We start from the raw sequence: 23,174 nt of genomic DNA, 5'->3' as shown, positions 1-23,174 counted from the left end.
TCATTTGTCTGATGTTTGTTTTTATATCACTTTATCTTTAGGACTTATCTCGTACAAATCAGTAATCTTGTTGGCAGTTGGTCGGGTCAATTAATGGTTCTGTATCATGATCTGTACCTCCCAAATAAACTTAGGAGAAAAACAACCATGAGTTCTGCCAAGAAGATCGGGCTATTTGCCTGTACCGGTGTCGTCGCCGGTAATATGATGGGGAGCGGGATTGCATTATTACCTGCGAACCTGGCCAGCATCGGTGGTATTGCCATTTGGGGCTGGGTGATTTCAATTATTGGTGCGATGTCTCTGGCTTATGTTTATGCCCGACTGGCCACTAAAAACCCGCAGCAGGGCGGTCCTATTGCCTACGCTGGAGAAATATCTCCGGCATTCGGTTTCCAGACCGGTGTCCTTTATTATCATGCAAACTGGATTGGTAACCTGGCCATCGGGATTACCGCAGTTTCTTATCTCTCTACGTTCTTCCCAATTTTAAATAACCCGGTGCCAGCAGGTATTGCCTGTATTGCCATCGTGTGGATCTTTACTTTCGTTAATATGCTCGGCGGGACCTGGGTCAGCCGTCTGACCACTATTGGTCTGGTACTGGTGCTTATTCCGGTAGTCATGACCGCGGTCGTCGGCTGGCACTGGTTTGATGTCGCTACCTATCAGGCGAACTGGAATACCTCCAGCACCACCGATAGCCACGCGGTTATTAAAAGTATCCTGCTCTGCCTGTGGGCCTTCGTTGGCGTAGAATCCGCCGCCGTGAGTACCGGGATGGTGAAAAACCCGAAACGTACCGTGCCGCTGGCTACCATGCTGGGCACTGCGATGGCCGGTATCGTCTACATCGCCGCGACTCAGGTTATCGCCGGTATGTATCCTGCTTCTCAGATGGCCGCGTCCGGTGCGCCGTTCGCAATTAGCGCCTCTACCATCCTCGGCGGCTGGGCTGCACCGATGGTATCCGCTTTCACCGCCTTTGCCTGCCTGACTTCTCTGGGCTCGTGGATGATGCTGGTTGGCCAGGCCGGTGTACGTGCCGCCAACGACGGTAACTTCCCGAAAGTGTATGGCGAAGTTGATAACAACGGTATTCCGAAAAAAGGCCTGCTGCTGGCCGCAGTGAAAATGACCGCGCTGATGGTGCTGATTACCCTGATGAACTCCGCCGGTGGTAAAGCCTCTGACCTGTTCGGCGAACTGACCGGTATCGCGGTACTGCTGACCATGCTGCCTTACTTCTACTCCTGTGTTGACCTGATTCGTTTCGAAGGCATCAACATCCGTAACTTCGTTAGCCTGATTTGTTCGGTACTGGGTTGCGTGTTCTGCTTCATCGCGCTGATGGGCGCAAGCTCCTTCGAACTGGCCGGCACTTTCATCGTTAGCCTGATTATCCTGATGTTCTACGGTCGCAAAATGCACCAGCGCCAGAACAACGCATCGGATAACAACACCACCGCTAACGCGCACTAATCAGTAACCCGTTTTCCTGAGGCTCCTTCCATCACCTGTCATCACGCGACGGGAGGGGCTTTCTACATCTGGAGATTTGACTATGAACGTTATTGCAATCATGAATCACATGGGGGTTTACTTCAAAGAAGAACCCATCCGTGAACTGCATCGTGCTCTCGAACGCCTGGACTTCCGTATTGTCTACCCGAACGACCGTGACGACTTATTAAAACTTATTGAAAACAACTCTCGTCTGTGCGGCGTGATCTTCGACTGGGATAAATACAATCTCGAACTGTGCGAAGAAATCAGCAAAATGAACGAGTACATGCCGCTGTATGCGTTCGCTAACACCTACTCCACCCTGGACGTTAGCCTGAACGATCTGCGCATGCAGGTTCGCTTCTTCGAATATGCGCTGGGCGCTGCGGAAGATATCGCGAACAAAATCAAACAGAACACTGACGAATACATCGACACCATTCTGCCGCCGCTGACCAAAGCGCTGTTCAAATATGTCCGTGAAGGTAAATATACCTTCTGTACCCCAGGCCACATGGGTGGTACCGCGTTCCAGAAAAGCCCGGTAGGCAGCATCTTCTATGATTTCTTTGGCTCCAACACCATGAAATCCGATATCTCCATTTCGGTTTCTGAACTGGGTTCCCTGCTGGACCACAGCGGCCCGCACAAAGAAGCGGAAGAGTATATCGCTCGCGTGTTTAACGCAGAACGCAGCTACATGGTGACCAACGGTACTTCTACCGCTAACAAAATCGTCGGCATGTACTCCGCGCCGGCCGGCAGCACCGTGCTGATTGACCGTAACTGCCACAAATCGCTGACTCACCTGATGATGATGAGCGACATTACGCCGATCTACTTCCGTCCGACCCGTAACGCCTACGGTATCCTCGGCGGTATTCCGCAGAGCGAATTCCAGCACGCGACTATCGCCAAGCGTGTGAAAGAGACGCCGAATGCGACCTGGCCGGTACACGCGGTTATCACCAACTCAACCTATGATGGTCTGCTGTACAACACCGACTTCATCAAGAAAACCCTGGATGTGAAATCCATCCACTTTGACTCCGCGTGGGTGCCTTACACCAACTTCTCGCCGATCTATGAAGGCAAATGCGGGATGAGCGGCGGCCGCGTCGAAGGGAAAGTGATTTATGAAACCCAGTCCACGCACAAACTGCTGGCGGCGTTCTCCCAGGCGTCGATGATCCACGTGAAAGGCGACGTAAACGAAGAGACCTTCAACGAAGCCTACATGATGCACACCACCACCTCTCCACACTACGGGATCGTGGCCTCCACCGAAACCGCGGCGGCGATGATGAAGGGGAACGCTGGTAAGCGTCTGATCGACGGCTCTATTGAACGTTCCATTAAGTTCCGTAAAGAGATCAAACGTCTGAAAGGCGAGTCTGACGGCTGGTTCTTCGACGTCTGGCAGCCGGAGCATATCGATGGTCCTGAATGCTGGCCGCTGCGTTCCGACAGCGCATGGCACGGTTTCAAAAACATCGATAACGAACACATGTACCTCGACCCGATCAAAGTCACGCTGCTGACTCCGGGGATGAAGAAAGACGGCACCATGGATGACTTCGGTATTCCGGCAAGCATCGTGGCGAAATACCTCGACGAACACGGCATCGTGGTTGAGAAAACCGGTCCGTACAACCTGCTGTTCCTGTTCAGTATCGGTATCGATAAGACTAAAGCGCTGAGCCTGCTGCGTGCGCTGACCGACTTCAAACGCGCGTTCGACCTGAACCTGCGGGTGAAAAACATGCTGCCGTCGCTGTACCGTGAAGATCCTGAATTCTATGAAAACATGCGTATTCAGGACCTCGCGCAGAACATTCACAAACTGATTGAGCATCACAACCTGCCGGATCTGATGTTCCGCGCGTTTGAAGTGCTGCCATCGATGGTGATGACCCCGTATGCCGCGTTCCAGAAAGAGCTGCACGGTCAGACGGAAGAAGTGTATCTCGAAGAGATGGTCGGCCGCGTCAACGCCAACATGATCCTGCCGTATCCTCCGGGAGTGCCGCTGGTGATGCCGGGTGAGATGATCACCGAAGAGAGCCGTCCGGTGCTGGAGTTCCTGCAGATGCTGTGCGAAATCGGCGCCCACTATCCAGGCTTCGAAACCGATATCCACGGCGCCTATCGTCAGGCGGATGGTCGTTACACCGTTAAAGTGCTGAAAGAAGAGAATAACAAGTAATAGACGCACACCAGGGAAGTGGCTTGCCACTTCCCTTTTTCACGCTGCAAGGAGAACACATGAAAACACCCTCACAGCCGCGCGCGATTTACTACATCGTTGCGATCCAGATCTGGGAGTACTTCAGCTTTTACGGCATGCGCGCCTTACTCATCCTTTACCTTACCCACCAGCTTGGCTTCGACGACAGCCACGCCATCAGCCTGTTCAGCGCTTACGCATCTCTGGTTTACGTTACCCCTATTCTCGGCGGCTGGCTTGCCGACCGCCTGCTCGGCAACCGCACGGCGGTAATTGCCGGGGCGCTGTTGATGACCCTCGGCCATGTGGTGCTGGGCGTTGAGTCGACCTCCGCATGGAGTTTGTACGTCGCGCTGGCGATCATCATCTGCGGCTACGGCCTGTTTAAATCCAATATTAGCTGCCTGCTCGGCGAACTGTACGCTCACGACGACCCGCGTCGCGACGGCGGTTTCTCGCTGCTGTACGCCGCCGGCAACGTCGGCTCGATTGCCGCGCCCATCGCCTGCGGACTGGCGGCGCAGTGGTACGGCTGGCATATCGGCTTCGCCCTTGCGGGGATCGGTATGTTTATCGGCCTGATGATTTTCTTAAGCGGCAGCCGCCACTTCCGGCATACCCGCGGCGTCGATAAACCGGCGCTGCGGGCGGTGAAGTTCGTGCTGCCGACCTGGGGCTGGCTGCTGGTGATGCTCTGCCTGGCGCCGGTATTTTTCACTCTGCTGCTGCAAAACAACTGGTCCGGCTATCTGCTGGCGATCGTCTGCCTGTTCGCTGCCCAGATGGTGGCGCGGATCATGATCAAAGCCCCGGAGCATCGACGCGCGCTGTGGCAGATCGTCCTGCTGATGCTTGCCGGAACGCTGTTCTGGGTGCTGGCGCAGCAGGGCGGGAGCTCGATTAGCCTGTTTATCGACCACTTCGTCAATCGTCGTCTGCTGAACTGGGACGTGCCGACCGCGCTGTTCCAGTCAGTTAACGCGATAGCGGTGATGGCGGCCGGCGTGGTGCTGGCGTGGCTGATGCGCCCGGAAGGCAGCGTGCGTTCTGTGCTGCGCGTCTGGCTGAAATTTTCTTTCGGCCTGCTGCTGATGGGCGGCGGCTTTATGCTGCTGGCGCTCAATGCCCGCCATGGCGCGGCTGACGGTCAGGCCTCAATGGGCATGATGGTCGCCGGGCTGGCGATGATGGGCTTTGCCGAACTGTTTATCGACCCGGTGGCGATGGCGCAAATCACCCGTCTGAACATGCCCGGCGTCACCGGGGTGTTGACCGGGATCTATATGCTGGCCACCGGCGCGGTGGCCAACTGGCTGGCGGGCGTGGTCGCCCAGCAAACCACCGAATCGCAAATCAGCGATACGGCGATTGCCGCCTATCAGCATTTCTTCGCGCAGATGGGCGAATGGACCCTCGGCTGCGTGGCGGTGATGGTCATTATCGCCTTTGCCGCGGCCTGTAGCGTTGGCAAACGTCGTGCGGCTGCCGGTGAAATTACCGGCGGCGGCGCCTGACGCTCGTCCCGGCTCGTGGCGTAAACACCTTGTCCGGGCTGCGATTCGTAGCCCCGGTAAGCGCAGCGCGACCGGGGGCATTACCTCAACAGCGGAGCGCGAAGTCGCTCCTTGCACAGCTTAGTGAACAGGAGGAGGATATTCTGGCATGCGCGGAGGCCAACGATAAAAAATACCGTTACTGAAGCCATAGCTGAGTGAGATCAGCTTGGAGTGAATCCAGGATCGTTAAGATTGTGCTCTGGTGTCTTCCCAGAGACAGGCCGCGCGGAAGGGTGACCTGGTTCAATTTATCGAAGCTAGTTTGAAAGCAAGGTTATGAGGAATCCATATGTCTGAACAACAAGCACAAGGTGCCGATGAGGCCATTGACCTTAATAATGAACTGAAAGCTCGTCGCGAAAAACTGGCTGCGCTGCGTGAGCAGGGCGTAGCTTTCCCCAACGATTTCCGTCGCGATCATACCTCTGACCAATTGCATGCTGAATTCGATGCGAAGGACAACGATGAACTCGCTTCCCTGAACGTTGAAGTTGCGGTGGCTGGTCGGATGATGACCCGTCGCGTGATGGGCAAAGCCTCCTTCGTCACCCTCCAGGACGTCGGCGGCCGCATTCAGCTGTACGTGGCGCGCGATGACCTGCCGGAAGGCGTCTACAACGAACAGTTTAAGAAATGGGACCTCGGCGATATCATCGCCGCCCGCGGCAAGCTGTTCAAAACGCAAACCGGCGAACTCTCGATCCACTGCACCGAGCTGCGCCTGCTGACCAAAGCCCTGCGCCCGCTGCCGGATAAATTCCACGGCCTGCAGGATCAGGAAGTTCGCTATCGCCAGCGCTATCTGGATCTGATCGCCAACGAAGAGTCGCGTCATACGTTCCGTATCCGTTCGCAGATCCTCGCCACCATGCGCCAGTTCATGGTGGCTCGTGGCTTTATGGAAGTCGAAACCCCGATGATGCAGGTGATCCCAGGCGGGGCGTCCGCCCGTCCGTTCATCACCCATCACAACGCGCTGGATCTGGATATGTACCTGCGCATCGCGCCGGAACTGTATCTGAAACGTCTGGTGGTTGGCGGTTTTGAACGCGTGTTTGAAATCAACCGCAACTTCCGCAACGAAGGGATCTCGGTACGCCATAACCCAGAGTTCACCATGATGGAACTGTATATGGCGTATGCGGACTACAAAGACCTGATCGAACTGACCGAGTCGTTGTTCCGCACCCTGGCGCAGACGGTGCTGGGCAAAACCGAAGTGCCGTATGGCGACCAGGTGTTTGATTTCGGCAAGCCGTTTGAAAAACTGACCATGCGGGAAGCGATCAAGAAACACCGTCCGGAAACCAACATGGCGGATCTGGATAACTTCGACGCGGCGAAAGCGCTGGCGGAATCTATCGGTATTCAGGTAGAGAAAAGCTGGGGGCTGGGACGCATAGTTACCGAAATCTTTGACGAAGTGGCGGAAGCGCATCTGATTCAGCCGACCTTCATCACCGAATACCCGGCGGAAGTTTCTCCGCTGGCGCGCCGTAACGACGTCAACCCGGAAATCACTGACCGCTTTGAATTCTTCATCGGCGGCCGCGAAATCGGTAACGGTTTCAGCGAGCTGAACGATGCCGAAGACCAGGCGCAGCGCTTCCAGGATCAGGTGAACGCCAAAGCGGCGGGCGATGACGAAGCGATGTTCTACGACGAAGACTACGTGACCGCCCTCGAGTACGGCCTGCCGCCGACCGCCGGTCTGGGTATCGGTATCGACCGCATGGTGATGCTGTTTACCAACAGCCATACCATCCGCGACGTGATCCTCTTCCCGGCCATGCGTCCGCAGAAGTAATCCATTGCACTCCCTCCCGGCCTGCGCCGGGAGGTTCTCCCTGCATTATCCCCGGCCTGTCGGCAGAGCGATGTTATTAAAGGACTTTTTGCAACGTGCCGCGCTGGCTGCCGTTTGCCCATACGCCGTTAAAGGCGTCGTTCAGCGTAAAGGCTGAGCTTTTCACCCGGAAGGTCAGTTTACCCTGGCTGGCTTTCGCCGCCTCAACCAGATGGCCGCGGGTTTTCACCGTTTTAGCGGTGACGGTAATCTCATCAATTTTATCGCCATACTCCGTATAAACATACCAGGTGCCCACCCAGGGGCCGAAGCCGCTATCGGCGTGCTGTGCGGCGGCGGCATTCTCGGCTTTGGTTTGATGAATATCGCAGGTGATCCCGTCGGTCATCTGCGTGCAGCCGGAACGTTCAAGCTGTTCCCGGTATTTCGTGCTAATGGCGTGGGCCGGCGCGGCGGCGACCAGCGCCAGGGTCAGGGTGGTGAAAAGCCAGGTCTTATTCATCTTATTGTTTCTCATCGCGATAGCGGCGTGCCGGGCCAGAGAGAGGGATACACGTTGGTGTATTCTCCCGTTGGCGTCAGAATAAAATAACCCAACCAGTCCTGATAAGTAATTAGCAAGACGCTCTGGGGTTATTTATTAGTAAAACATCAAAGTTTCATGCTTATTTCGCAAGCCAACCTTCCCATTGCTTGTCATATTATTGCAGAGAGAATGTTAATTATTTGATGTTTTAAAAGCGGCTATGTGTCATTCAGGCAAATAACAGCAGGCCTGTCCTTGGCGCACGGCAAAAGCCCGCGCTGGTGCGGTGTTGAGTTTTTTTCATATTGCTATCATCATATTTCGAATGAAAGGGATAACCTCTGAAGCGGGTTATTAAGCCAGTAATTTTTATCCGCAAAATAAGCCGGCGGCAAGCATTATTTCCATTTATTTTTCAGGGTTACCTGAAATAGCGAATATACCGCCAGCGCAATGATGGATTTCCATCATTTCTCCGTTTTCATCGTCGGTCGTCACCTGCTTATAGTGACGCCAGACAAGACCACAGGGTGGAAAGGAGAACAAGATGGCGACAGAGCAACTGCGGTGGGGCGTGAGCCCCCTGTGCTGGACCAACGATGTACTCGAGGATTTAGGCGGTGATATTCCCCTGGATACCTGCCTGCGCGAGGCACGGGAGGCGGGCTATCAGGGCATTGAGTTAGGACGGAAATTTCCCCGCCAGGCATCAACCCTGGGCCCGCTGCTGGCGGCGGCTGACCTGCGCCTGGCGTCCGGCTGGTACAGCGGCATGCTGGCCGACCGCAGCGTGGAAGCGGAGCTGGAGGCGGTACGGGAGCACGCCCAGCTCCTCCGGCAGCTCGGCGCGAAGGTGATGGTTTACGGCGAATGCGGGCAACTGCCAGGTGAAACCCCGCTTGATGAGCCTATTTCGCTCTCGCCGCCGTTAAGCCGCGTCAGCCTGGCGGCGTATTGCCACAAGCTGAATACCTTTGCCGACCTGCTGCTGCGCGACTATGACCTCCAGCTGGCCTATCACCATCATCTGATGATGCTGGTGGAGCACGATGACGAGCTGGAGCGGTTTCTGTCTCACACCCATGACAACGTCGGGCTGGCGTTTGATACCGGGCACGCCTTTGTCGCCGGGGTCGAGATCCCGCGCGTACTGCACAAATATGGCCACCGTATCCGCCATCTGCATCTGAAAGACGTGCGTCCGCAGGTGCTGGGGCGTCTGTATCGGGAAAACCTGAGCTTTAACGAGGCGGTGCGCGCCGGGCTGTTTACCATCCCAGGCGACGGCTGCATCGACTATGCGCCGATCCTCGACTTTGTCCGGGACAGCGACTACCGCGGCTGGCTGATTATCGAAGCCGAGCAGGACCCGGCGATGGCGCCGCCGCTGGCCACCGCCAGCCGCGCCTATGCCTGGCTGGCGCACCATTTATCTTCCCCTTCATCGTCAGAGGAGTACGCATCATGAGCGCGCGGTTAAATATTGGCCTTATCGGCTCAGGTTTTATGGGGCAGGCACACGCTGACGCTTACCGTCGCGCGGCGATGTTCTATCCCGATCTGCCCAAGCGCCCGCATCTCTACGCGCTGGCGGATCAGGATCAGGCGATGGCCGAACGCCACGCGGCGAAACTGGGGGCGGAAAAGGCCTACGGCGACTGGCGCGAGCTGGTAAACGATCCGCAGGTTGATGTGGTGGATATCACCTCGCCGAACCATCTGCACTACACAATGGCGATGGCGGCGATCGCGGCGGGTAAACATGTCTATTGCGAGAAGCCGCTGGCGGTCAATGAGCAGCAGGCGCAGGAGATGGCGCAGGCGGCACGGCGCGCGGGGGTGAAGACCATGGTGGCCTTTAACAACATCAAAACGCCGGCGGCGCTGCTGGCAAAGCAGATTATCGCCCGGGGAGATATTGGCGAACCGGTGCGCTTTCGCGGCACCTTTGATCAGGGGTTTTATAACGACCCGAACCTGCCCTGGTCCTGGCGCTGCTCGAAAACCCTCGGCGGCAGCGGGGCGCTTGGCGACCTCGGCGCCCATACCCTGTCCGTCGCCCAGTTTTTGCTGGGCGGGATCCGTGAAGTGACCGCCAGCGCGCAAACCTGCCTGCGCCAGCGTCCGGTGCCGCAGACCGATGCCGGGTATGCCAGCCAGGTCGCGGTCGATGCCGAGTGGCGGGAAGTGGAAAATGACGATCAGGTTCAGTGCCTGGTCAATTTCGACAGCGGCGCCGCGGGGGTGATTGAGGCCTCGCGCATCGCCGCCGGGCGGATCTTCGGCGTGTTCTGGGAGGTCTCCGGCACCGAAGGCACGCTGTATATGGACGGGGAGCGCTTTAACGAGCTGCAGGTCTATCGCTTCAACGATGATAAACATGACCGCGGCTTTAAGACGCTGTATGCCGGGAGCCAGATCCCGGCCTATGCCGGCTTCTTCGGCTTCGATTTTGGCGGCGGCGGGCTGGGCTATTTTGACGTCAAGGTGATCGAAGTGCATGACCTGGTGCAGGGGATTTGCGGGGAGGGCGACTGCTATCCCAACTTTGAATTTGGTTTGCAGAATCAGCGCGTGCTGTCGGCGATTGAAGCCTCGATGGCCAGCCGTCGCTGGGTGAACGTGGTTAAAGACTAAGGAGCCGCTATGTTTCCGTCACACTTACCAACCCCGCGCCGCCCGGCGGCGCAGAGCATTCCCATCCTGCGCTGGGGCATTATCGGTCCTGGCTGGATCGCCGAGCGCTTTGTGCACTCATTGAAAACCTACAGCCGGCAGCAGGTGGTGGCGGTGGTTTTCCGCAGCCAGGCGAAGGCCGACCGGGTGGCCGCGGAATGGGGGATCCCCCAGGCTTACGGCCAGGTGGAGGAGATGCTGGCGCGTCCGGATATTGATGCGGTGTATATTGCGACGCCGCACAACCATCACTTTCCCGACGGCATGCAGGCGCTGAAGGCGGGCAAACACGTGCTGATAGAGAAACCCTTCGCCCTCAACCTCGGCGAAGGGCGTGAGCTGCAGGCCGAAGCCGCCCGCCAGGGGAAGCTGGCGCTGGAGGCAATGTGGTGCGATTACGCGCCGAAATATGATGTGATCCGCCAGTTGCTGGAGGATGGGGCGCTCGGCGACCTGCATACCCTGCTGGCCGATCACGGCGAGTATTTCACCCGCGACCACCGCATCTTCAATGCCGATCTTGCCGGCGGGCCGATGATGGACCTCGGCAGTTATGTGACCTCGTTTGCGCTGATGGTGGGCGGCATGCCGCAGGAGATTGTCGCCCGCGGCAGCGCCACGGCGGAGGGGCTTAACGGTCAGACGTCGATGCTGTTTAGCTGGCAGAACGGGATGCAGGGGTTGTTAAACACCACTTTGTTCAGCAACACGCCGGGCGGGGCGGTGGTGGCCGGACGCCAGGCGACCCTGACGATCGACGGCCAGTTTTACGCCCCCGGCGGCTTCACGCTCGCCGCCAGCCAGGGCGGGCAGGTGCTGCGCTGGGAAGAGCCGCGCAATCGCTACGACCAGCTGTTCTGGCAGGCGGAGCATTTTGCCTGGTGCATCGGGCAGGGGTTGCAGGACTCGCCGCTGCGGCCGCTCAGTCGGGTGCTGCAGAATCTGCAGGTGATGGATGAGGTGCGGCGCCAGGTGGGCGCGGTGTTTAACGAAGAACGTTAAGGAGCCGGCCGGGCATTGGTTTGCAGATAGCGCGAGCGTATCTGCCATTGCCCGGCAAAAGGACGCGTACGATGCCTGATGTCTGTTGCCCGGCGGCGCTGTGCTTGCACGGGCCTGGGATATCTATGCAACCGTTTGATATTAAATCAGATTAGTGCCTGTGTTATGTAGGCCGGGCAAGGCGACGCCGCCGCCCGGCATAAAACGGTTCCGCGTCGGCTGTTCTTGCCCGGCGGCGCTGCGCTTGCACGGGCCTACGATTTTACTGCAACCGTTTGATATTAAATCAGATTAATGCCTGTGTTATGTAGGCCGGGCAAGGCGGCGCCGCCGCCCGGCATAAAACGGCTCCGCGCCCGCTGTTCTTGCCCGGCGGCGCTGCGCTTGCACGGGCCTACGATTTTACTGCAACCGTTTGATATTAAATCAGATTAATGCCTGTGTTATGTAGGCCGGGCAAGGCGTTGCCGCCGCCCGGCATAAAAGCGGCTCTGCGCCCGCTGTCCTTGCCCGGCGGCGCTGCGCTTGCGCGGGCCTGAGATATCAATGCAACCGTTTGATATTAAATCAGATTAATGCCTGTGTTATGTAGGCCGGGCAAGGCGTTGCCGCCGCCCGGCATAAAACGGCTCCGCGTCGGCTGTTCTTGCCCGGCGGCGCTGCGCTTGCGCGGGCCTGGGATATCTATGCAACCGTTTGATAGTAGAGTGTATTGATGCCTGTGTTATGTAGGCCGGGCAAGGCATCGCCGCCGCCCGGCATAAAAGCGGCTCCGCGCCCGCTGTTCTTGCCCGGCGGCGCTGCGCTTGCGCGGGCCTGGGGTATCTATGCAAGCGTTTGATATTAAAGCATATTAATGCCTGTGTTATGTAGGCCGGGCAAGGCATCGCCGCCGCCCGGCATAAAAGCGGCTCTGCGCCCGCTGTCCTTGCCCGGCGGCGCTGCGCTTGCGCGGGCCTGGGATATCAATGCAACCGTTTGATATTAAATCAGATTAGTGCCTGTGTTATGTAGGCCGGGCAAGGCATCGCCGCCGCCCGGCATAAAGGCAGGTGCAGCGCCTGATAGCGGTTGCCTCGCACCCGCTCAGCGACAGTCGTCGACGGCGACAAACTGTCCATGCTGCAGGGACTGAACCGCCGCTTCGGCTATGGCCTGCGCCTGCAGGCCGTCCAGCAGGCCGGGCAGGTCGGCGACGGTTTCACCATTCAGGGAGCGAATAAAGGCGTCAAGATGCTGGTAATAAGATCCCTGTACCCGGCTGAACCAGTCCGGCCACAGGCCCGGCTCAATGCGCTGATTGCCGCGCCACAGGGTAGGGCCCGCCGGCGACTGGCTACCGGACTCCAGCGCGCCTTCGGCGCCCAGCAGGGTGATCCGTTCATCGTACCCGTGGCCGGTGCGGCGGGTATTGTCCAGCTGCGCCAGCGCGCCGCCGCGCATCTGCATCATCAGGATGGAGGTGTCGACATCGCCAAATTCGGCAATGTCCGGCAGGGCCAGCGCCGCGCCCATCGCTGCTACGGTGCGCACTTCATCGCCAGTGAGAAAGCGCAGGAGATCGAAGAAGTGGATCGCCTGATCGCGCATCTGGCCGCCGGAGCTGCGCAGATAGTCGAGCGGCGGCATGCTGGAGGCGCGGCAGACCATCTGCACCAGCTCGACCCGGCCGATCAGCCCTTGCTCCAGCTGGCGGCGGAGCTGCTGATGGCTGCTATCGAAGCGCCGGTTAAAGCCGACAGTGACCGGCACGTTCAGGGGGAGCACCCGCTCCACCACCTCACGGGCGCGCGCCAGGGAGAGGTCGATCGGTTTTTCGCAATAGACCGCCTTGCCCGCCCTGGCGGCGGCTTCCAGCAGTTCGGCATGCGACGGGGTTGAACTGGCGATCAGCACCGCGTCGATGGCGTCGCTATGGATCGCCTCGCTCACGGTCACCGCCCGGGCGCCATAGCGGGCGGCCAGCGCCTGGGCGCGCTCCGGGGCGGCATCGGCCACCATCGTCAGCGCACTTCCTTCATGACGGGCAAGACTGGCGGCATGAACCTGACCGATAAAACCACTGCCTACCAGGGCAAAACGTTTGCAGATCATTTTTTTCTCCAGAATGGCGAGGGGACGCTGCCACCATAATCGGTTTGCTAAACTCACTGACACTGCCGTTTTGATGGATTTCCATCATGAAGAGAGGGGCGATGAAAAACATTTCACTGGCGATGCTGGCCAGACAGATTGGCGTCGGCGTGGCCACCGTTGACCGGGTGCTGAACGAGCGCGGCGGCGTATCGCCGCAGACCACGCGCAAAGTGCTGCAGGCGGCGCGCGAGGCGGGACTGAAGCGGATCCTGCCGGAGGAGCACCGCTTTCCCTGGCAGATTGAGGTCTTTCTCAGCAGCAATGACTCGTTCTTCTTTCCGCAGCTGGCGCAGGATTTTGCCGCCGTGGCGGATAGCCTCGGCTATCGCCGTCTGACCTTGCACCGCACCTTTGTCCCGGAGTCGCAGCCGACGACGCTGGCCCGGCGCATTGCGCGCAGTTGCCAGCAGCGTCAGGGGATCATCGTCTTCGGCAATGACCATCCCGCGGTGCACGACGCGCTGCGCCGCTGCCGGGAGGCTGGCGTCCCGGCGATCACCCTGGCGACGGACCTGCCCGGCGCCGACCGACTCTGCCACGTGGGGATCAATCAGCTGCAGGCTGGCCGCACGGCGGGGTTAATGCTGGGGAGAATGACGCCGCGGCCCGGCGAGGTGCTGATGGTCAGCGGCCGGCAAGATTACAGCGCGCATCGCCTGCGCATTCAGGGGTTCCGCGAGGTGCTGAGCCAGCGCTTTCCCCACCTGCAGCTCAGCGACGTGCTGGCGGGCGAGGAGCGGCGGGAGCAGATCACCCGCCTGGTGGAGCAAGCCCTGTGCCGCAGCCGAAATATTGTTGGGATCTATAACACCGGGCTTGGCAATACCCAGATTGCCGAGGCGCTGGCCCGCCACCGCCGCGAAGGCGACGTCTGCTGGATCACCCATGAGCGTTACAACACCACCCGGCAGCAGCTGGCGAAGGGCAGCCTGGCGTTAACGCTCGATCAGAACACCCGCCAGCACGCCCAGCTGGCGATCGACCTGATGCTGCGCCATCTGGAGTCCGGCTACCAGCCGCAAACCTATGCCGACGGTAAAGTCGACTTTATCCTCTACAGCGCCGAGAACGTGGACTAAGGCGTGCGGCGCCTCCCTTCCTGACAACACGGATTTCCCCGGCGGGTAAATGACCACCCCGCCGGGAGGGATCGCTTCAAAGCGTTGTCTGCTTCTCATTTTTCGCTCATTTATGCGGCAATGTTAGATGTCTGTCAAAATTCTGTTACTGCATAGTTTTAAAATTTTCATTTCAGTTATTTACTTATAAAAGTTTCAAATGTCTTGTTAATGAAATAAATGGTCTGAAATCCAGGTTGCGGCGTAAATGGACTGATGTTTCAAAATAGTGATGATAAAACAGCCGTTATTTGTGATTTAGATCACGATGGAGTGCGAGAGGTGCCGCAGCGTCGTCGATATACCAGCAGACATTTGCCGCAACGTAACTGAAATTAATTTTTCATTTTGTTTCATTCACCGGCGTACCTACAAAATCAAGGATCAACTATGAATATTAAGAAAACGATTGTTGCCTCTTTGTTAGCCTGCATGCTGCCTGCGGTGGTTATGGCAAAAGATGTCTCCATTGGCGTCTCGATGGCGCTGTTTGACGATAACTTCCTGACGATCCTGCGTACCTCGATGCAAAAAGAGATGAAAAAAGATGGCGTTAAATCGCAGATCGAGGACGCGAAAGGGGATGTCTCCCAGCAGCTGCAGCAGGTACAGAACTTTATCGGCCAGGGGGTGGACGCCATTATCGTCAACCCGGTGGATACCAACGCGGTGAAACCGATCATGGATCAGGCCACCAAAGCCGGGATCCCGCTGGTGTTTGTGAACCGCCGTCCGCAGGCGGAGCTGACCGACAAGATGGCCTATGTGGGATCGGACTCCATTCTTGCCGGCCGTCTGCAGATGGAAGCGCTGGCGAAAGCGATGAACGGTAAGGGCAATGTGGCGATCCTGCTCGGCGACCTGGCGAATGAATCCACTCGCGACCGCACCAAAGGGGTGGAAGAGGTGGTAGCGAAATACCCGAACATCAAAATCGTCCAGAAGCAGACCGCGAAATTTACCCGCAATGACGCAGTGGATGTGGTCAGCAACTGGATGACCAGCGGTGAGGATATCCAGGCCATCGCCTCCAACAACGATGAAATGGCGATCGGCGCCCTGCAGGCGCTGGGCAAAAACCCGAACCATATTCTCATCGCCGGCGTGGATGGCACCCCGGATGCCCTGCAGATGCTGAAGAGCGGCAAGATGATCGCCACCATCTTCCAGGATGCGAAAGGCCAGGGTGAAGGCGCAGTCGACGCGGCCATCAAGCTGGCGAACGGCGAGAAAGTGGAAAAAATCATCGATGTGCCGTATCAGCTGATCACCAAAGAGAACATGGCTGAATTTACCAACCGTAATCAGAAATAGTCCTGGCCAACCTGTGGTACGGAGGTGGATGTATGAACGCTTTTGCCCTTGAAGCCGAAGGTATCAGTAAGTTCTTCCCCGGCGTGAAGGCGCTCGATAATGTCTCATTGCGCGTGCGTCCGGGAACGGTGCATGCCCTGATGGGCGAGAACGGCGCCGGTAAATCCACGCTGATGAAATGCCTGATCGGTATCTATCGCCCCGATAAAGGGTCGATTCGCGTGAAAGGGGAGCCGGTGGAGTTTACCGACACCATGGATGCGCTGCGCTCGGGGATCTCGATGATCCACCAGGAGCTCAATCTGGTGCCGCATATGACGGTGGCGGAGAATATCTGGCTGGGGCGCGAGCCGATGAAGTACGGCTTTGTCGACCACGGCCAGCTGACCCGCCAGACCCAGGCGCTGCTGGATAAGCTCAATATCCGCTTAACCGCTGACCGGCTGGTGGGCGACCTGAGCATCGCCGCCCAGCAGATGGTGGAGATTGCCAAAGCGGTTTCATGGAACGCGGATATCGTGATCATGGATGAGCCCACCTCGGCGCTGACCGAAGGCGAGGTGGCTCACCTGTTCACCATCATCCGCGACCTGCGCGCCCAGGGTAAAGCGATCATCTATATCAGCCACAAAATGGATGAGATCTTTGCCATTACCGATGAGATCAGCGTCTTTCGCGACGGCACCTGGGTGGGGAGCAAAAACACCACCGAATTTACCCGTCAGTCGCTGATCACCCAGATGGTGGGCCGCGAATTAACCCAGCTGTTTCCGAAATTTAATAACACCATCGGCGAAGAGGTGCTGACGGTGCGCAACCTGACGCGTCAGGGCGTGTTCCATGACGTCAGCTTTAGCGTACGCCGTGGCGAAATCCTGGGCGTGGCCGGGCTGGTGGGCGCCGGGCGCAGCGAGGTGATGGAAAGCCTGTTCGGTATGGAGCGCTTCGACAGCGGCGAAGTGCTGATCGACGGGGCGCCGGTGACCATCGATTCCCCCTCCGTGGCGATTGAAAAGGGGATGGCATTATTAACCGAAGACCGGAAAAAGTCGGGCCTGTTTCTGGTGCTGTCGGTGCTGGAAAATATGAGTATCGTCAAAATGCCGGAATATATCGGCAAGAGCGGTTTTGTCCAGCACGTGAAAATGGCCGAAGACTGCATGGAGCAAATACGCCGGCTCAATATTAAAACGCCGACGATGGATCAAATTATTAATAACCTCAGCGGGGGGAATCAGCAAAAAGTCCTGATTGCGCGCTGGCTGTTAGCGCAACCGAAAATCTTAATTCTCGATGAGCCGACCCGCGGTATCGACGTCGGGGCGAAGGCGGAGATTTATCATCTTATCAGTGAACTGGCGAATCGGGGGGTGGCGGTGATTATGGTCTCCTCTGAACTGCCGGAAATCCTTGGCATGAGCGATCGGGTCATGGTGATGCATGAAGGTCGTATCACCGGCATCCTGGAAAAAGACGAAGCCGACCAGGAAACCATTTTGTCGTTGGCATCCCATTGAGGCACAGAGAATGAGTAATATGAAATTAACGGCGGCTCCGGCCAGCGAGGGTTCCTCCTTCTTCGCTAATTTGCGGCATAAAATGCCGAAAGATACCGGCATCTTTGTGGTGATGCTGGTGATTGCCCTGACCTTTGAAATCGCCGGCTGGTATGTTCGCGACCAGTCGTTCCTGCTCAATACCAACCGGCTGGTGCTGATTGTGCTGCAGGTGGCGATTATCGGCATCATCGCCGTGGGCGTCACCCAGGTGATCATCACCACCGGGATTGACCTCTCCTCCGGCTCGGTTATTGCCCTTGCGGCGGTGGTGGCGGCCAGCCTGGCGCAAACCTCCGATAGCCTGTCGCCAATGTTCCCGGCGCTGGTCAACCTGCCGGCGGTGATCCCCATTTGCGCGGGGATCGGCGTCGGCCTGCTGTGCGGCCTGACCAATGGTTTCCTGGTGACGCGGACCGGTATCCCGCCGTTTATCGCCACCCTCGGGATGATGGTTTCGGCGCGCGGTCTGGCGCAGTATTACACTCAGGGCAACCCGATCAGCTTCCTCTCCGACAGCTTTACGGCGATAGGCCAGGGGGCGATGCCGGTGATTATCTTCTTCGTGATCGCCGCCGTGTTTCACATTGCGCTGAAGCATACCCGGTATGGCAAATATGTGTATGCCATCGGCGGCAACATGACCTCGGCCAAAGTGTCCGGCATCAATGTGAATAAATATCTGGTGATCGTCTACACCATCGCCGGGGCGCTCTCCGGGCTGGCGGGGGTGGTGCTGGCGGCGCGCGTCAGTAGCGGCCAGTCGAGCATGGGGATGTCCTACGAGCTGGACGCGATTGCCGCCGCGGTGATCGGCGGCAGCAGCTTAATGGGCGGAGTGGGGCGCATTACCGGCACCCTGATTGGCGCGATGATCCTTGGCCTGATCAAAAGCGGTTTTACCTTTGTCGGCGTCGATGCCTATGTGCAGGATATTATTAAAGGCATCATTATCGTTGCGGCGGTAACCATCGATATGCGTCGCAACCGGAAAAAACACTAATCTTATCAACGGGCGGCAACGGCGAAGGATGCCGTTGCCGCCCGTCCTGTCCAGAAATAAACAAAATACTCCCCGCCAGGCTCCGCCTGTCTGTTTTGCCCGCGCTGCGCATCCTGTACAGTTTCGCCACTTCCGTTGTCCATTCGTCAGGGGCCACGCGTGGCCTGCGGTTTCTGGAGTCGTATGAATACACCATCCTTTGGCAAATTCTCGCCGCGCTGGCTAGCGGGAAAAAGGGGCCTTATCGTCACGCTGCTCGCGGGGCTGGCGATCCTGGCGCTCGGTCGGGGCATGAATTTGCCGGCCAGAGAGGTTTACCGTGAGAGGCAGATCCGCCAGCTGGAGGAGGATGCGCAGTGGGTGGCGGAACGCCTTGAGCGGCGGATGAACATTCCGGCGCCGCAGCGGGAAGCGACCTGGCCGCTGGCGGCGATGCGCGCCGCTCTCCAGACCCTCGCCCAGGAGCGGCATTATCAGCTGCTGCTGGTGAATGGCGACGGGCATCTGCTGGCGGCATCGCACGCGCTGCCGGCCAGCGTGCTGGCCCAGGTACAGGCGCAGTTCCCGCGAGAGATGCAGCCCCCGCTGTTCGGCAGCCACTACCAGACCATTCAGCCATTCGCCCCGCATCAGCGGATGTTAAGCCGGGCGCTGAACGGCAACGCGGGGCTGGCGGGCTGGAATCTGGTGATGCTGGCGCCGGATGGTGGATTGCCCTCGTTGCTGGTGGCTTACCGCTGGCCGGTAACGATCGGCCTTGGCGCGGTGCTCGCCAGCGCGCTGCTGGCGCTGAGGCAGGCGGCGCGCCAGGCGAAAACGCTAATTGCCAACCGCGCCGTCAGGGATGGCGAATCTGCAGGGTGGCGGGCAGGTAGCGCTGAAGCGGCTCCGGGGCCTGACCGTCGATCAGCTGGCTGAGCAGATCGTAGCAGTGCCAGGCCAGCTGGCGATTATCCTGCTGCACGGTATCAATGCGCAGGGAAAGCGAATCATACAGATAGTGATCGTCGAAGCTGGCGAGATGAATATTGGAATCCAGCAGATGATGCTGGCTCATATAGCGCAGCACCCCTTCGAGCAGCCCGCAGGCCGCGGTGAAGAGCGCCTTCGGCGGACGCCCCAGCCGAGCGCAGAGCGCCGCGAACATCTCATAGCCGGAGCTGGGGTGGTAGTTGCCGTTGATCACCCACTCAGGGCGCAGCGTGATCCCCGCCTGGGCCAGGCCCTGGGTGAACCCCGCCAGCCGGTCGCGCGACGGCGACAGCCGCGGCTGGCCGCCGAGAAACCAGAACTCGTCCGCATGCTGAGGCGCGATACGGGAGATTAGCTCGGCCGTTGGGGTGACCGAGTCGGTCATCACCAGCGGCAGGGCGCTGTCGCTGGGGGAGCGGTCAAACAGCACCACCGGCAGCTGTTCGCTGAGTTTCTGATAGTCGGCATCGCTGTGCATACAAGAGGCGACTATCAGGCCGTCGACCTGGCGGGCGATCATGTTATTGACCACCACGCTCTCCTGGCCTGGGTTTTCGTCGGTGCAGGAGATAAGCAGCTGCACGCCGGCTTCCCGGCAGAGCGTCTCAAGCTCGTGGGAGAAAACGGCAAACCCGTAGTTGGTGATCTCCGGCACCACCAGACCAATGGTATGGCTGCGGTTATCGCGCAGCGAGCGCGCGTGAATGCTCGGCTGATAGTGCTGTTCGCGAGCGATCGCCAGTACGCGCTCGCGCGTCTCCTGCGCCACGCGCAGCTCTTTACCACGACCGTTGAGTACCAGGCTGGCGGTCGCTTTGGAGACGCCCGCCAGTTCGGCGATATCTTTGATAGTTACGCGTTTGGTTTTCATCAGCACCCGGGAGCCTGAAAGCAAAACGCTTATTCTACCATGCATGGCCGCAGCAGCCAGCGGCAGAATGCCACCGGCGTCGCACCGCTGAAGATGAGCTGCCCCGGATAGCCCGGGAAGAAGCGGCTGCTCATCACCCCCTCGCCATCGTTGATGAAAATCTCCACGCTGGAGCGGTCGATAAAGATCCGCAGGCGTCGCGCCTCGCCGCGCCAGTAGCGGTGATGCATCTCCGCCGTCTGCAGGCCGCGACGCGACAGACGCAGGCCGTCGCGATTGACGGTGAGCTGCAGGGCGCCGGCAAAGTCCAGCCCCAGCGTGCTGTCGGGGGAAAGGTCAAAGGCCAGCTCCATCGGGGCGAGGGGCAGGGTCTGTCCGCACCAGCCCTGGGCTTCCCCGCGCAGGGCGACCAGCTCGCGCAGCGGACGCTGATACAGAGTGCCAGCCTGCCACTCCAGCTCACGCACGCAGGTCATCTGATGGATCCAGCCCTGCGCGCGGGTGGGCTGATGCATCTCGTCCCCGTCGGGGACGCCCATCCAGCCGACCAGCAGGCGGCGGCCATCGTCGGCCTGCATGGTCTGCGGCGCGTAGAACTCAAATCCGCTGTCCAGCTCGTGCAGCGGGCCGTGGTCGAAGATCCCGCGTTCGGCGTCGAAGCGGCCTGCCATCCACACCGCCGGATAGGTATTGAGAAAGCGCTGCGCTTCGCGGGCCAGCCCCTGCGGGCAGCAGATCAGCAGGTGGGTGTCCGCCAGCGGAAAGAGATCCGGGCACTCCCACATGTAGCCGGCGTTCGCCAGGCCGTTCACGTCGTGCCCGGCGATCTCGCCCACCAGGCGCCACTCCCGCAGGTCGCTGGCGGTAAACAGCAGCACTTTGCCGCGCTGTTGCACATCCTGCGCCCCAAGAACCATGTACCAGCGCCCGTCCTGCCGCCACACTTTAGGGTCGCGCACATGGCCGGTATAGCCTTCTGGCAGCGGCAGCACCGTCCCCAGCTTGCGGAAGGTGCCATCAGCATTCTCGGTCGCCAGACATTGCCAGGCGGTGCGCCCGCCGTCGGGGAATTTCACGTTGCCGGTGTAGCACAGAGTCAGGGCGCCCTCGAACTCGACCGCGCTGCCAGAGTAGCAGCCGTTGCGGTCATACTCTTCATCCGGCATCAGGGCGATAGGTTCGTGCCGCCAGTGCAGCAGATCGGCAGAGCTCCAGTGTCCCCAGCACTTATAGGTATGGTCACAGGCGAGCGGGTTCCACTGATAAAACAGGTGGTAACGCCCGGCGACCTGGCAAAAGCCGTTAGGATCATTCAGCAGTCCGTTGACCGGCGCCAGATGCCATTGCGGATAATGGCTGTCGGCCAGCGCCTGCGGCTGGCCCTGCATAACGGCCTGCAGGATCGCAGGCAGGCGTGACGGTAATGACATTATTCAGCGTCCGTTTTGTATTTCAGCGTCAGAGAGAGCGCGAAGGCCACGGCGAAGGCGATCGCCATTCCGATAATGTAGTTCAGCAGCGAGCTGGCCTGCACGATAGCCATTCCCGGGATCGCCGTCAGGCCCACCGCGGTCATGTAGACGTGCATAGACACCACCCAGGCGCCGCCGGCGGCACCGCCCACCAGCGCGGCGATGAACGGTTTCACAAAGCGAAGGTTAATCCCGAAGATTGCCGCCTCGGTGATCCCCAGCATCGCCGAAAACGCCGACGGCAGGGTGATGGCTTTTATTTTGGCATCTTTGGTTTTAAACCACACCGCAAAGCAGGCGCCGCCCTGGGCGACGTTGGCCATCGCCCAGATCGGCAGCAGGAAGTTGACGCCAATCGATGGGTTGCCCAGCAGTCCGGCCTCGATGGCATGGAAGCTGTGATGGATACCGGTAATAACGATCACCGAATAGAGGCCGCCGAACAGCAGGCCCGCCAGCCAGCCGGCGTGGCTGATAAGCGTGCTGAGGATAAACGAAATGCCGTCGCCGAGCGCGCGACCGGCCGGGCCGATCAGCAACAGGGCGATAAAGCCGGAGATAATCACCGTCAGGAACGGAGTGAGGATCAGGTCCAGCGCGTCAGGGATCACGCGGCGCAGCCGCTTCTCGACCATGCTCATAAACCACACCGCCAGCAGCACCGGGAAGACGGTGCCCTGGTAGCCGATCATCGCCACTTCGATGCCGAAGAAATTCATGGTGTGGAAGCCGGCGGCGACGCCCCAGGCGTTGGTCAGAGCCGGATGGGTGAGGATCCCGCCGAGGGTCGCGCCCAGATAGGGGTTACCGCCAAATTCGCGGGCGGCGGTAAAGCCGATCAGGATCGGCAGAATGATAAACGCCGCCGAACTGCACATATCCAGCATGATATAGAGAGCGTTGCTCGGGTCGACCCAACCGTAGGTTTTCACCATCCCCAGCAGGCCCATCAGCAGGCCGGAGGCGACGATGGCCGGAATAATCGGCACGAAGATGTTGGACAGCAGGCGGGCGATGCGCTGGAACGGGTTCAGCTTTTTCGCCGCCAGGTCGGCGGCTTCGGATTTGCTCGATTCGCTGATGCCTGCGGCCTGGATAAAGGCGGCATAGACTTTATTGACCACCCCGGTGCCGAAGATGATCTGCATCTGTCCGGCATTGCGAAAGCAGCCTTTCACCCCGTCGATTTTGCCAATCGCCTGCTGATCGGCGAGCGCGTCGTCGACCAGCACCAGCCGCAGGCGGGTGGCGCAGTGCGCGGCGCTGGCGATATTTTCCTTGCCGCCCAGCAGGGGAAGCAGTGAGCGGGAAATCTGTTCAAAATCCATAGTACCCTCTAAATGCATGATGATATGGCGTGGGCGGCGCCAGCCGTGGCAGGCGCCGCGAACCTTATATTTATGTGTTATTTACCCTGTCGCCCCGGTTGCCG

16 protein-coding genes and 1 pseudogene are annotated in these 23,174 nt (G+C 59.0%); 12 read left to right on the top strand and 5 right to left on the bottom strand.

The window, feature by feature from the left end:
• Nucleotides 1-147: 147 nt before the first annotated feature.
• From cadB to lysS, 4 genes are all read left to right on the top strand, one after another.
• A complete protein-coding gene (cadB, locus tag AB1E37_RS19090; protein ID WP_002892484.1) occupies nt 148-1,482 on the top strand; it encodes a cadaverine/lysine antiporter in 1,335 nt (444 codons plus the stop codon).
• An 82-nt stretch (nt 1,483-1,564) separates the two neighbouring features.
• A complete protein-coding gene (gene cadA, locus AB1E37_RS19085; protein WP_002892486.1) occupies nt 1,565-3,712 on the top strand; it encodes a lysine decarboxylase CadA in 2,148 nt (715 codons plus the stop codon).
• 59 nt (nt 3,713-3,771) lie between these two features.
• Nucleotides 3,772-5,247, top strand: coding sequence for a dipeptide permease DtpD (gene dtpD, locus AB1E37_RS19080; RefSeq protein WP_004151795.1), 1,476 nt, complete (start codon nt 3,772-3,774; stop codon nt 5,245-5,247).
• Between the two features lie 331 nt (nt 5,248-5,578).
• On the top strand, nt 5,579-7,096 hold the full coding sequence (lysS, locus tag AB1E37_RS19075; RefSeq protein ID WP_002892491.1) for a lysine--tRNA ligase: 1,518 nt from the start codon (nt 5,579-5,581) through the stop codon (nt 7,094-7,096).
• A gap of 76 nt (nt 7,097-7,172) precedes the next feature.
• Here lysS and AB1E37_RS19070 read toward each other — a convergent pair whose 3' ends face one another.
• Nucleotides 7,173-7,598, bottom strand: coding sequence for a hypothetical protein (locus tag AB1E37_RS19070; RefSeq protein WP_014599056.1), 426 nt, complete (start codon nt 7,596-7,598; stop codon nt 7,173-7,175).
• A 571-nt stretch (nt 7,599-8,169) separates the two neighbouring features.
• Here AB1E37_RS19070 and iolE point away from each other — a divergent pair.
• Genes iolE through AB1E37_RS19055 form a run of 3 tightly spaced genes read left to right on the top strand, consistent with a single transcriptional unit; the run spans nt 8,170 to nt 11,300 of the window.
• Nucleotides 8,170-9,090 carry a myo-inosose-2 dehydratase gene (gene iolE / locus AB1E37_RS19065; protein ID WP_002892496.1) on the top strand — a complete coding sequence of 307 codons (921 nt, stop codon included), beginning with the start codon at nt 8,170-8,172 and terminating at the stop codon, nt 9,088-9,090.
• On the top strand, nt 9,087-10,259 hold the full coding sequence (locus AB1E37_RS19060; RefSeq protein WP_004191478.1) for a Gfo/Idh/MocA family protein: 1,173 nt from the start codon (nt 9,087-9,089) through the stop codon (nt 10,257-10,259). The genes iolE and AB1E37_RS19060 overlap by 4 nt, the downstream gene beginning before the upstream one ends.
• 9 nt (nt 10,260-10,268) lie before the next feature.
• Nucleotides 10,269-11,300 (top strand): Gfo/Idh/MocA family protein, encoded by a 1,032-nt coding sequence (locus AB1E37_RS19055; protein ID WP_032447384.1) that lies wholly within the window; start codon nt 10,269-10,271, stop codon nt 11,298-11,300.
• Nucleotides 11,301-12,386: 1,086 nt separating this feature from the next.
• Here the strand turns inward: AB1E37_RS19055 and AB1E37_RS19050 are convergent.
• Nucleotides 12,387-13,394 carry a Gfo/Idh/MocA family oxidoreductase gene (locus tag AB1E37_RS19050; RefSeq protein WP_004177011.1) on the bottom strand — a complete coding sequence of 336 codons (1,008 nt, stop codon included), beginning with the start codon at nt 13,392-13,394 and terminating at the stop codon, nt 12,387-12,389.
• Nucleotides 13,395-13,495: 101 nt separating this feature from the next.
• Here AB1E37_RS19050 and AB1E37_RS19045 point away from each other — a divergent pair, with 101 nt between their 5' ends.
• The 5 genes and pseudogenes from AB1E37_RS19045 (at nt 13,496) to AB1E37_RS19025 (ending at nt 19,220) form a co-directional block, all read left to right on the top strand.
• Nucleotides 13,496-14,515 (top strand): LacI family DNA-binding transcriptional regulator, encoded by a 1,020-nt coding sequence (locus AB1E37_RS19045; RefSeq protein WP_004191476.1) that lies wholly within the window; start codon nt 13,496-13,498, stop codon nt 14,513-14,515.
• A 429-nt stretch (nt 14,516-14,944) separates the two neighbouring features.
• Nucleotides 14,945-15,868 (top strand): sugar ABC transporter substrate-binding protein, encoded by a 924-nt coding sequence (locus tag AB1E37_RS19040; protein ID WP_002892597.1) that lies wholly within the window; start codon nt 14,945-14,947, stop codon nt 15,866-15,868.
• Between the two features lie 32 nt (nt 15,869-15,900).
• The gene (locus AB1E37_RS19035) at nt 15,901-17,385 is read left to right on the top strand and encodes a sugar ABC transporter ATP-binding protein (RefSeq protein ID WP_004142660.1); all 1,485 of its coding nucleotides are present in this window, start codon (nt 15,901-15,903) and stop codon (nt 17,383-17,385) included.
• 19 nt (nt 17,386-17,404) lie between these two features.
• Nucleotides 17,405-18,427 carry an ABC transporter permease gene (locus AB1E37_RS19030; RefSeq protein ID WP_004152946.1) on the top strand — a complete coding sequence of 341 codons (1,023 nt, stop codon included), beginning with the start codon at nt 17,405-17,407 and terminating at the stop codon, nt 18,425-18,427.
• A gap of 183 nt (nt 18,428-18,610) precedes the next feature.
• Nucleotides 18,611-19,220, top strand: a pseudogene (locus AB1E37_RS19025) (hypothetical protein).
• A gap of 45 nt (nt 19,221-19,265) precedes the next feature.
• On the opposite strand, the gene AB1E37_RS19020 reads toward AB1E37_RS19025, so the two are convergent.
• The 3 genes from AB1E37_RS19020 to AB1E37_RS19010 are packed head-to-tail and all read right to left on the bottom strand — an operon-like array spanning nt 19,266 to nt 23,070.
• Nucleotides 19,266-20,276, bottom strand: a complete 1,011-nt coding sequence (locus AB1E37_RS19020; RefSeq protein ID WP_014907957.1) for a LacI family DNA-binding transcriptional regulator — start codon at nt 20,274-20,276, stop codon at nt 19,266-19,268.
• A gap of 23 nt (nt 20,277-20,299) precedes the next feature.
• Nucleotides 20,300-21,700: a sucrose-6-phosphate hydrolase gene (locus AB1E37_RS19015; protein WP_004223403.1), complete on the bottom strand. Its 1,401-nt coding sequence runs from the start codon at nt 21,698-21,700 to the stop codon at nt 20,300-20,302.
• Nucleotides 21,700-23,070 (bottom strand): sucrose-specific PTS transporter subunit IIBC, encoded by a 1,371-nt coding sequence (locus AB1E37_RS19010; RefSeq protein ID WP_002892640.1) that lies wholly within the window; start codon nt 23,068-23,070, stop codon nt 21,700-21,702. The genes AB1E37_RS19015 and AB1E37_RS19010 overlap by 1 nt, the downstream gene beginning before the upstream one ends.
• Between the last annotated feature and the right edge of the window lie 104 nt (nt 23,071-23,174).

Origin of the sequence: Klebsiella sp. Shm-1, from assembly GCF_040804525.1 — a bacterium.
Lineage (GTDB): Bacteria > Pseudomonadota > Gammaproteobacteria > Enterobacterales > Enterobacteriaceae > Klebsiella > Klebsiella pneumoniae.
The sequence above is the reverse complement of the archived record's forward strand: the minus strand, read 5'-3'. Positions and strand labels throughout refer to the sequence as shown.